At 38.9% G+C, this 10,930-nt stretch carries 8 protein-coding genes; 3 read left to right on the top strand and 5 right to left on the bottom strand.

What is annotated here, in order from left to right:
- The first annotated feature begins 102 nt into the window (after positions 1–102).
- Positions 103–4,308, top strand: coding sequence for a DNA-directed RNA polymerase subunit beta'' (locus tag ACIR310F_RS0119190; RefSeq protein WP_028085218.1), 4,206 nt, complete (start codon positions 103–105; stop codon positions 4,306–4,308).
- A 157-nt stretch (positions 4,309–4,465) separates the two neighbouring features.
- On the top strand, positions 4,466–5,011 hold the full coding sequence (locus ACIR310F_RS0119195) for a GIY-YIG nuclease family protein (RefSeq protein WP_028085219.1): 546 nt from the start codon (positions 4,466–4,468) through the stop codon (positions 5,009–5,011).
- Between the two features lie 19 nt (positions 5,012–5,030).
- Here ACIR310F_RS0119195 and ACIR310F_RS0119200 read toward each other — a convergent pair whose 3' ends face one another.
- The 5 genes from ACIR310F_RS0119200 to ACIR310F_RS0119220 form a co-directional block, all read right to left on the bottom strand.
- A complete protein-coding gene (locus tag ACIR310F_RS0119200; protein ID WP_028085220.1) occupies positions 5,031–5,903 on the bottom strand; it encodes a fructosamine kinase family protein in 873 nt (290 codons plus the stop codon).
- A 59-nt stretch (positions 5,904–5,962) separates the two neighbouring features.
- A complete protein-coding gene (locus tag ACIR310F_RS0119205) occupies positions 5,963–7,285 on the bottom strand; it encodes a M16 family metallopeptidase (RefSeq protein WP_028085221.1) in 1,323 nt (440 codons plus the stop codon).
- Positions 7,286–7,389: 104 nt separating this feature from the next.
- Positions 7,390–7,962 (bottom strand): hypothetical protein, encoded by a 573-nt coding sequence (locus ACIR310F_RS0119210; RefSeq protein WP_028085222.1) that lies wholly within the window; start codon positions 7,960–7,962, stop codon positions 7,390–7,392.
- 4 nt (positions 7,963–7,966) lie between these two features.
- Complete coding sequence (locus ACIR310F_RS0119215) at positions 7,967–9,331, bottom strand: AAA family ATPase (RefSeq protein WP_028085223.1); 1,365 nt, start codon at positions 9,329–9,331, stop codon at positions 7,967–7,969.
- Positions 9,332–9,593: 262 nt separating this feature from the next.
- Positions 9,594–10,307: a hypothetical protein gene (locus ACIR310F_RS0119220; protein ID WP_028085224.1), complete on the bottom strand. Its 714-nt coding sequence runs from the start codon at positions 10,305–10,307 to the stop codon at positions 9,594–9,596.
- Positions 10,308–10,514: 207 nt separating this feature from the next.
- Between ACIR310F_RS0119220 and ACIR310F_RS27125 the strand changes: the two genes are divergently transcribed.
- Positions 10,515–10,930: NAD(P)-binding protein (locus ACIR310F_RS27125; RefSeq protein WP_231387611.1), on the top strand; the 416-nt coding region annotated here is incomplete at its 3' end.

Genomic DNA, 10,930 nt, shown 5'->3' on the forward strand with positions numbered 1-10,930 from the left:
AGGACAACGGACAACGGACAACTGACAACGGACAAAGGACAACGGACAACGGACAACGGACAACTGACAACTGACAACTGACAAAGGACAACGGACAAAATTATGGCAACTAAAGCAGTTTTTCGCAATCTTGTGGTTAATAAGGGTAAACTGAGAGATTTGATTTCTTGGGCGTTTACCCACTATGGAACGGCGCGGACGGCGGTAATGGCTGATAAGCTCAAGGATTTGGGCTTTCGCTATGCGACTAAGGCGGGGGTATCTATCAGCGTTGATGATTTAATGATTCCGCCTTCAAAAAAGGAATTGCTGGAAGCGGCAGAAACGGAAATTCTAGCCACAGAAGAACGTTATCAACGGGGAGAAATTACGGAAGTAGAACGTTTCCAAAAGGTGATTGATACTTGGAATAGTACGTCGGAGTCTTTGAAAGATGAGGTTGTTACTCACTTCAAAAAAACCAATCCTTTAAACTCTGTTTACATGATGGCTTTTTCTGGTGCGCGGGGAAATATTTCTCAGGTGCGGCAGTTGGTGGGTATGCGGGGACTAATGGCGGACCCCCAAGGAGAAATTATTGATTTACCAATTAAAACCAATTTCCGGGAAGGTTTGACCGTTACGGAGTATATTATTTCTAGTTATGGAGCGCGGAAGGGACTGGTAGACACGGCGCTGCGGACTGCTGACTCTGGTTATTTAACTCGCCGATTGGTGGATGTTTCCCAGGATGTGATTGTCCGCGAGATTGACTGCGGAACGACGAAGGGGCTGGCTATTCGCGCCATGACTGAGGGTAACAAAACGTTAATTAAGTTAGCGTCACGGTTGATGGGTAGGGTGGTAGCTGAGGATGTGATTGACCCGGTGAGTGGGGAAGTTATCGCACCTCGGAATACACCGATTGATGATGATTTAGCGATCGCTATTCAAAAGGCGGGGGTAAAGGAGGTGATAGTCCGTAGTCCTTTGACCTGTGAAGCGGCGCGGTCTGTTTGTCAACATTGCTACGGTTGGAGTCTGGCACACGCGAAAATGGTAGATTTGGGTGAAGCGGTAGGAATTATTGCTGCCCAGAGTATCGGTGAACCGGGTACACAGTTAACGATGCGGACTTTCCACACCGGGGGAGTATTTACGGGAGAAGTTGCTCAACAGGTGCGCTCTCAGGTGTCAGGGGTGGTAAAAATTCCTCGTAATTTAAAAACCCGTCCCCACCGTACCCGTCATGGTGAAGACGCTTTATATGTAGAGACAGATGGAACTTTAATTATTGAAGGGGATAAAAAACATTGGGATCAGAAAAGTCAGGAAATAACGGTTACTCAAGGTTCAACTCTCTATGTTCATAATGGAGAACAAGTATTAGTAAATCACTTAATTGCAGAAGTAGCTCTAGGTGGTAAGACTACTAGAACCAATACAGAGAAAGCTGTTAAAGATGTGGCTTCTGATTTGGCTGGTGAGGTGAGGTTTGCAGAAGTTGTAGCAGAACAAAAGGTAGACCGTCAAGGTAATACTACTACTACCGCATCTAGGGGGGGATTGATTTGGATTCTCTCAGGTGATGTTTATAATTTGCCACCGGGGGCGGAGTTGGTGGTGAAAAATGGTGATGCGGTTGCTACTAATGGAGTATTGGCGGAAACTAAACTCACAACTGTTCACGGTGGTGTTGTGCGATTGCCAGAAACAACCCCGGAAAAGGCAACGAGGGAGGTAGAAATCATTACTGCTTCTGTGGTTTTGGATGAAGCTGCGGTAACGGTTCAGAGTTCCCAAGGGCGCAATAGCTATTTAATTACCACCGGCAACCACGGGGGGATTGCCTCTAATAACCAAGAGTTTAACCTGCGGGCTACTCCAGGTACTAAGGTACTGAATGGTCAGGTGGTGGCGGAATTGATTGATGATCGTTACCGGACAACTACGGGCGGTTTCTTGAAGTTTGCCGGTATAGAGGTTCAGAAAAAGGGTAAGGCTAAACTGGGTTATGAGGTGGTTCAGGGCGGAACGCTGCTATGGATACCAGAGGAAACCCATGAGGTGAATAAGGATATTTCTCTACTGTTGGTAGAAGATGGTCAATTGGTAGAACCAGGTACAGAAGTAGTTAAGGACATCTTTTGTCAGACTGGCGGTGTGATAGAAATTACGCAAAAGAACGATATTCTTCGGGAAATAGTGATTAAACCCGGTGAGTTGTTGATGGTAGATGATCCTGAAGCAGCGATCGCTCATGATAATACTTTTTTGCAACCGGGGGAAGAGTTGCAAGGAATGACGGCGACGGAATTGCGTTATATCCAATACGTGGAAACACCAGAAGGACCGGCTTTATTAAGTCGTCCGGTAGTGGAGTTTGATGTACCGACGACTCCAGATGTACCTTCTACTACTTCCATTAATTGTCTCACGGGGCGATCAATTCAACTGAGGGCGGTGCAACGGATTTCTTATAAAGATTCGGAGCGGGTGAAGTCTGTGGAGGGTGTGGAACTGCTGCGGACACAAATAGTGTTAGAAATTGAACAGGCAACGGAAACAGAGCATGGTGGTTCTCCTTTGGCGGCGGATATTGAATTGATTCCTGATGGGGAAAATGAGGAAATTCAGCGGTTACAGTTGGTGATTCTAGAGTCCTTGGTCATGCGTCGAGACATTGCGGCGGATGCTACCCAGGGCAGTACCCAAACTAATCTAGAAGTTGCTGATGGCGATACCATAGCTCCTGGTGCAGTGGTAGCCCGGACAAAGATATTGTGTAAAGAGGGGGGAATAGTCCGGGGTGTGCAACAGGGCGCGGAAACCGTACGCCGTTGTTTGGTTTTGCGATCGCATGATTTGATTAAGGTGACTACTAATGAACTACCGGGTGTGAAGGCGGGAGACTTGGTAGTTGAAGGCAGCGAAATTGCCCCTGGAGTATTTGCTACCGAGTCTGGGCAGGTTGTGGATGTAGTCAATGGTCAATCGTCAGTGGTCAGTGGCCAGGGGTCAATGATCAGTGGTCTTGAGACAATTAACAAAGAACAACGGACAACGGACAACGGACAACTGACTAATGACAATTCAGCCTACACCATTACTCTTCGCGTTGGTCGTCCTTATCGGGTGAGTCCAGGAGCGGTATTACAGGTAGAGGACGGGGATTTGGTACAACGGGGAGATAATTTGGTGTTATTGGTGTTTGAACGGGCGAAAACAGGGGATATTATCCAAGGGTTACCCCGGATTGAGGAACTTTTAGAAGCCCGTAAACCCAAAGAAGCTTGTATTTTAGCTCGTCGTCCTGGTGAGGTAAGGGTGATTTATGGGGATGGTGATGAGGTGACATCTATTTCCCGTGAAGCCTACTCCATTAAAATCATGGAGGCTAATGGCACGGTAACGGATTACCCCCTAGGACCTGGGCAAAACCTGATTGTTCCCGACGGGGCGCGGGTGGTAGCTGGTCAACCTTTGACTGATGGACCTTCTAATCCCCATGAAATTTTAGAGCTATTCTTTAGTTTGGGGTCAGAGGATGGTGTTTATGCCTGTGCTAGTCTGGCTTTGCAAAAGGTACAAACTTTCTTAGTCAACGAAGTACAAATGGTGTATCAGTCTCAAGGGATTGAGATTGCTGATAAACACATTGAGGTGATTGTGCGCCAGATGACGAATAAGGTGCGGATTGATGATGGTGGGGATACGACTATGTTGCCTGGCGAGTTAGTGGAATTACGGCAGGTGGAACAGGTGAATGAGGCGATGTCTATTACTGGTGGTGCAAGGGCGCAATATACGCCCATGTTGCTAGGGATTACAAAAGCATCACTCAATACGGATAGTTTTATTTCTGCCGCTTCCTTCCAAGAAACTACAAGAGTATTAACCGAGGCAGCCATTGAAGGTAAGTCTGACTGGCTGCGCGGCTTGAAGGAAAATGTAATTATTGGGCGTTTGATTCCTGCTGGTACTGGTTATAACACTTTTGAGGAAGTAGGAGTAATTGATGACTATGTGACAGATATGGGTTTTGGGGGACATGGAGATGGGGTATTAGACGAAGTTGATGATTCATTGGATATGGTTTTGGATGACCGCACGGCTAAACTCTATAATTTGGACGCACCCGGAATGGGAGAAGAGGGCTTTAGTAACAGCAGTTCCAATCTTTTTGGCCGGGGAGAACGTCTAATGTTAGATGATGATGAGGATGATGACCTAATTGTTGATGAAATTAGCGACCTCATTATGGAAGATGATGATGCAGATGATGATGATTTTGACGATGATTTTGGGGAAAACGATGACGACAGGTAGGGGTAATCCCCCCGTGGTTGCCTAACGGTAATCCCCCTGTGGTTGCCCAAGGGTAATCCCCCCGTGGTTGCCCTTGGTAATAGATTCCCTATTCCCTGTACCTAAAAACCAAAATTAGCTAATTTATCATTGTTATCAGTAGATTTTTAATTCATTTATGACAACAGAAATCAGTCTACCAACCTTAGCCAGTCTTAACTACTATCCTTATATTGATGATCATGGTGAATTAATAGCAGATTTTCAAGGAAAAATCGGAGTTTATGCTATTTTTAATCAAGATAAAAATCTTCAATTTATTGGCTATTCCCGTGATATTTATCTGAGTTTAAAACAGCATTTAGTCCGTCAACCTCAAAACTGTTATTGGGTGAAAGTGCAAACCATAGAACGTCCTAACCGCACAATTTTAGAAAGTATTGAAAGTGTTTGGATTAGTGAAAATGCTGATAATTCCATTACCAAAGCCATTTTTAAGCAAAAATGGACTAATCCTATAGATGTTAAAGAATCAATGACACCAGAAGAAAAAGAAAATTATCATAATATAGGTATTGATGAATTAGAGAAAAGCAAAGTCTTAAAAACTGTAGCACGGCGTGTTGAAGAAGAAATTTTGGCAATTCTAGAAGCGCGGGGACTGAAAACACAAATCCGCTTTAACCCGAAATTAAAAGAAGCAGGATTGTTAGATATAAAGTGAACGGGATTTATCTAAAATTCTACAATTTCAGTAAAATTTTCTCAATCATCCGATTAGCTTGAGAACTATAACTACCACCAAATAAGTTAAAATGATTCAAAATCTGATACAGATTATAGAGTGTTTTCCTGTTTTCATATCCTTGATCTAAGGGAAATACCTCTTGATAACCTTGATAAAAAGCTGACGGAAAACCTCCAAATAATTCTGTCATAGCTATATCAACCTCCCTATCTCCAAAATAAGTTGCAGGATCAAAAATAACAGGTTCATTTTCCATAGTAAAACCTACATTTCCACCCCATAAATCTCCATGAACTAAAGACGGTTGAACTTGATAATCTGCGAATAATTGGGGAATAGCTACTAATAATTTAGCTGCAAGGGGAAAATTTCCACCGCGTTTTTTGGCGAGTTGAAATTGATAGCTTAAACGGTTTTGAGTATAAAATTCTGGCCAGGAAGCATGGAAATTATTAATTTGAGGTGTAGCGCCAATGGTGTTATTTATATCCCAGCCAAAACCTTTGTTAGTGGTAATTTTGTGCATGGCTGCTAATTTCCGTCCCATTTCTGACCAAGATTGATGATTACCATTGGTCATTTCTAGCCATTCTAATACAATATAACTGGAAGTTCCTGTAATTCCCCAACAAAGAGGTTTAGGAACGCGGATAGTTCCAGTATTATAGATTTGTTGTAAACCCAGCATTTCTGCTGTAAACATTGACTGTTGGGAGGGTTGGTTAAGTTTGACAAAGTAGGTTATTTTACTATTGCTAATGGCATAACTTTGGTTAATACATCCACCACTAATAGATAAATGCTGATTACTGACAAATTTTTCTCCAGTGATTTGACTAATATGATGATCAATTTCTGGCCAGGTCATAGTTCTTTGATTGTTTGTTAATTGTCGGTTGTTGGTTGTTAAGAATAGATTACCAATGACTAAACAGGTTTGACAATAACGATACCATAAGCATCTGGGGAAAGATAATTTTTCGCTGCTTGGATTAAATCAGTTGCTTCCTGTGCGTGCATAAGTTGGGGATAATTAAAAGCTGGTTCTAAATCACCAATTAAAGACTGATAATAACCATATAATCCGGCGCGATAGCGAAGCGCTCCGTAGGAATCGCTTGGCGTTTCATTACCAAAAATAAAGCGATTAGTAACTCGTTTTCGCACACGGTAAATTTCTGATTCTTTGATAAATTCTGTTTGTAATATGCGAAGATGTTGAGCGATAGCGAAGCGCTGCTGCAAGCAGTTCGCTTCTTCTACAGCGGCTAAATTTTCTACATTACATTTAGCGGAAATTGAAAATACACCTTGCCATAAATTACTCATATTACTAACAGAAATTGAAGATACTAACTCTCGTTCTTCCCGTAAATCATGGACTAATCTAGATGTTCTGACCTGTCCTAAAATTCCGGCTATAATATCAAGTGCATAAGTTTCATTTAATTCTTTTAATCCCGGTACTCGCCAAATCATTATTAATCTCGCTTGTTGGAGAGTTTCATCAACAAATTCTCGACGCACAATTTCTGTAAATGCAGGTTCAGGAATTACAGGTATTTCTATTAATTCGTTTATTGTTTGTCGTTGATTTTTACTAAATTCTGCCGCGATAATTTCTATTAATTCCTCTACTGGTAAATTACCCACAGCTACCGCTGTCATTGACTGAGGTTGATACCAATAACTATGAAAATCTCGCATTTGTTGGGGTTTGACTTCAGAAATAACCTCAGCCGGTCCAAGGACTGGACGACGATAGGGTAAAGTATCAAAAGCGGTTTCCATTGCGTGACGATAAATGCGTCGTCCGGGGTTATCTTCAGAACGTCTAATTTCTTCTAAAACTACCAATCTTTCCCGTTCAAAAGCATCATCAGGAATACTAGGATTACAGACAACATCTATTTGTAAAGGTGCTAATTCAGCAAAATCTTTAGGTGCAGTTGTGATATAATAATGGGTATAATCTTGGCTGGTAGCAGCATTAGTGACAGCACCGCGCTCTTCAATGCGACGTTCAAACTCACCACTAATTAGTTTTTGTGTACCCTTAAAAACAATATGTTCTAAAAAGTGAGCCATACCATTAATAGCATCAGATTCCATTGCAGAACCGGTTTTTACCCATAAATCAAGATTAACCGCGTCTATTGGCATTTGTTCGGCAATAATAGTCAAACCATTAGGTAAATGGTGCAAGGTGGGTGCATTAAGACGGGGAAATTTTGCCAGAGTTGATGTCATTGCTTATGGTGTTTTCAGCTATGTTACTTCTTCTATATTACAACTTTCTTGATGCTGTAAACCTGGGAAAGATTTTAAGAGGAATTGGGGATTTTGACCAAAACCTAATCTATTTTTTCTAAAAATTGTTGTATGTAGTAAGTATCATTACCTGGATTTTCCGAAACTAACAAACCGTTTCTATCTTCAAATGTAATTTTTTGTTTTTTAGTTGTTCCCTCATTTGGTATGCGACGACATGAAAATAATAATCCTCTAAATTCAACTTCCGTATTGATTTGATCGTTAAAAATTTTAATCCGTTGTAAGACAAAATGAACAAAACTTTTAGCCGCTTTTAATTGTTGTAAGTAACCTTTGGGATTTGTAGATTTCATTTCTATCAACAAAACATAAACCTTATTTGACTTTTGTAAAAATAAAATTCCATCATTTTTAGAACAAATACCTTGACATTGAGAATTAAAAAAAGGATATACAGGATCATTGTTTCCTTGTCCCTTATCTTTATCTAGAGAAAAACCAAAACAATCTATTGATTTTTTTAACTTTATCTTTACAAACTTACATTGTGCATCTGGTTGTTTTTCTTCAATTAAAAGAGTCAAATCATCTGCAACTAAATGAAAATCTTGTTTAATTGCAAGTTTTACTTGATTAATTAAATTATCACTCATTATCTCAATCTTCCTCTTCTTGAGAAGCATAGTAAATATCGTTGGAAGACTGATTAAGATTATTAATTACATTATCAAATGTTTCTGCAATAATACCTTCATTGGGATCAATTTCCATCTCCTTGATAGTTTTTTGATCAAATAGATAAGCGGACACTTTTTCAGGGTTTAAAGACTCCCCAGGTTCATAACCATAACGCTGACGCAATTCACTAGCTTTTATAAAAGATTTATTCAACATCATCAGATTATTTAATTCACGGACAAAATAGGGACTATGGGTACTCAATACTACTTTAACACCATTATTGACCAATTTTGCCAATACTCTCGCTAAATTTCGTTGATTATCTGGATGTAAGCTTAATTCTGGTTCGTCAATCATTAAATAATCTCCTGGTTGAGCCAGATGTTCTAAATAGAAAACTAAACTAAATAGAGTTTTGACCGTAGATGAAGTAAAATGTAAAGGCATTTTTTTATTGTTACTTCGATAAGGTAAGAAAAATATATCCCCATAACGATCTATTTGATATTTACCATTAATAATGTTTTTTTGAATGTCTTGTGCTTGTATTTGATAATCACTTTTTCGCTTTTTAGTATTAGTCAAGTCATTCAAAAACTCAATATAATCAGAAATTGGTTCTGCATAACGAGATTTAATAATATCTTTTAAAACTTCCATTGGACTAATCTTATCCTTCTGTGCATGATGCAGGAGACGGTTACGAATACTCGATAGCTCTTTAAAAAATAAATTGAGTCCACCCCGTTCAGCAGGAATTAGAAAACAATTTTGCTTCTTTTTGCTAAAAATTAACCTAGTGATCTGACCCGAAATCAACTCTGTCAATAAGTTATGCGGAATACTTTTATCATCTCGCATTGTAAAAGTTACATTGGTATCATTTTCAGGTTTTTGAATATCTAAAAACCAGTCTGATTCTTTATTGCTGAGACTTACACGACTTTGCCAAGGATGATTAGTTATATTGGCTAAAATTAAATCAATATCAAGTTTTAATTTAATTTGAGTTTGCCTAACTTCATCCGATTCAACCCCGAACAAATTTGGTAAATGGTTCTTAATTCCTTGTGTTATCTCTTCTAAAATATTATCATAATTATCGCGGATCAAATTTTGAATATTGTATTGGCAGACTGTCTCTTGACTTAATTGTCTAACAAGATTCACTACAAAATTAAAATTCACTTCAAAACGCTGATCAAGTAAAGCATATAAAGAATACATCACATAAGTTTTACCTGTATTATTAGCACCGCAGAGTAACGTAAAATCATTTAATTCTAAATTCCCTTGTTTAATGACTCCAAGATTATTAAAAGAAACTTTTGTCTCTAACATATTGTCCTTTTTTCTAATTAATTTTATAGGATTACTTATGAATCACCAAGATCACTCCTAATTATATCATATTTTTGTGTTTTTGTTTTGATAACTATAAAAATAGCAAGATTAGGATCATTTAACTAATGGTATATTAATCAGAAAATATTTATATAACTAGGGTAGTTGAGATTAAACTTGTATAATTAGGTTAGGCAAAATGCCCAACCTATGAAATCGCAAAATCAGAAATGTAGAAATGTCTCTACACTAAATTAACTCAATTCAAAAACACCGAACCACTGATTGCTTGTTCAGAAGAAGATAATAGCAAAAATTTCTCCCCTAGCAATTTCTGGAAGGTTTTGACATCATTTTGCCAGTTACCAATTACTTGTTGTAAGTCCTGGACTTTTTCGGTGTTGTTGTTACCTAATAGGGGATAACTTAAGTTACCAGAAAATAAAATTGCTGGTGTTACCTGTTCCCCAAATTGAACATTTACTTGATTAATAGCTAAATTCAAAACTCCGCGCTTTAAGGGGTAACTTAACTCCAAAGAAGCATTGACTTTACTCCCCCCAAATTCTTGCCACGAACCAGGAGATAAAAGCTTACCACATATATATTGATAAGCATCCGTTTCTGATGGAAAACCGACAAATCCTTTGGGGTTAATTCCCACTGCTTGATACTCTATTTGAGATAACTTTTCTATTAATTGACTCGCAACTGCTGCTACTTGAATCTCTACTGGAGTTTTCGGTCCTATCATCTCTAAGACATTTAGTCGGTTCGGTTGAACAATAATTCCCACACCATTTTTATAAACCAACTGCACTAAATTGTTATTGTACACTGGTTGATTTGCTAATTCCCAATCAGTAGGAATAATTCCCGTATATTTGAGAAAATCTGGGTTTAAAACTGCGGGATTTAGATTTTTAGCGGCGATAGAAATCGCTATTTCTGAGATTTGTAAACTATTGCTCATAAACTCCTGGTTATTGCTGAATTTATTAACAGTATAAATACTGTCAAAACTAGTATAAGTCAAAAATCAAATATTTGTAAGTGTAAACTGTTTGCTTGATTTGTATAAATATAAATGCGCTAAATATAAATTAATTGCTTTTAAACTAACTTGTTAGCAATAAATAAATTTTTTATTGTAAACTAATAATTAGTAATATTAAGAATTATGTCAAATTTATCTGATAGAAAAAATCAATCCCGTGTGATTGTCATTGGTGCGGGTATAGGTGGAATTACGGCAGGTGCATTATTATCCAATAAAGGTTATAATCTCCTTGTACTTGATCAAGCAATAGTTCCCGGTGGTTGTGCTTCCACTTTTAAACGTCAAGGATTTACCTTTGATGTTGGTGCGACCCAAGTTGCAGGTTTAGAACCTGGGGGAATTCATCACCGCATTTTCTCGGAATTAAATATAGAATTACCCGCAGCTACACCTTGTGACCCAGCTTGTGCGGTATATCTTCCAGGAGAGTCTACACCTATTAATGTGTGGCGTGATGCGGAAAAATGGCAAGAAGAACGCCAAAAACAGTTTCCGGGAAGTGAATCTTTTTGGCAATTATTAACAACTTTATTTGA

Source organism: Dolichospermum circinale AWQC310F, from assembly GCF_000426925.1.
GTDB lineage: Bacteria > Cyanobacteriota > Cyanobacteriia > Cyanobacteriales > Nostocaceae > Dolichospermum > Dolichospermum circinale.

Bases quoted from the DNA above. Each gene is read 5' to 3' on its own strand.
- ACIR310F_RS0119205 (WP_028085221.1), bottom strand. From the start codon at position 7,285: ATGACATCAACTCTGGCAAAATTTCCCCGTCTTAATGCACCCACCTTG.
- ACIR310F_RS0119220 (WP_028085224.1), bottom strand. From the start codon at position 10,307: ATGAGCAATAGTTTACAAATCTCAGAAATAGCGATTTCTATCGCCGCT.
- ACIR310F_RS0119215 (WP_028085223.1), bottom strand. From the start codon at position 9,331: ATGTTAGAGACAAAAGTTTCTTTTAATAATCTTGGAGTCATTAAACAA.
- ACIR310F_RS0119195 (WP_028085219.1), top strand. From the start codon at position 4,466: ATGACAACAGAAATCAGTCTACCAACCTTAGCCAGTCTTAACTACTAT.
- ACIR310F_RS0119190 (WP_028085218.1), top strand. From the start codon at position 103: ATGGCAACTAAAGCAGTTTTTCGCAATCTTGTGGTTAATAAGGGTAAA.
- ACIR310F_RS0119210 (WP_028085222.1), bottom strand. From the start codon at position 7,962: ATGAGTGATAATTTAATTAATCAAGTAAAACTTGCAATTAAACAAGAT.
- ACIR310F_RS0119200 (WP_028085220.1), bottom strand. From the start codon at position 5,903: ATGACCTGGCCAGAAATTGATCATCATATTAGTCAAATCACTGGAGAA.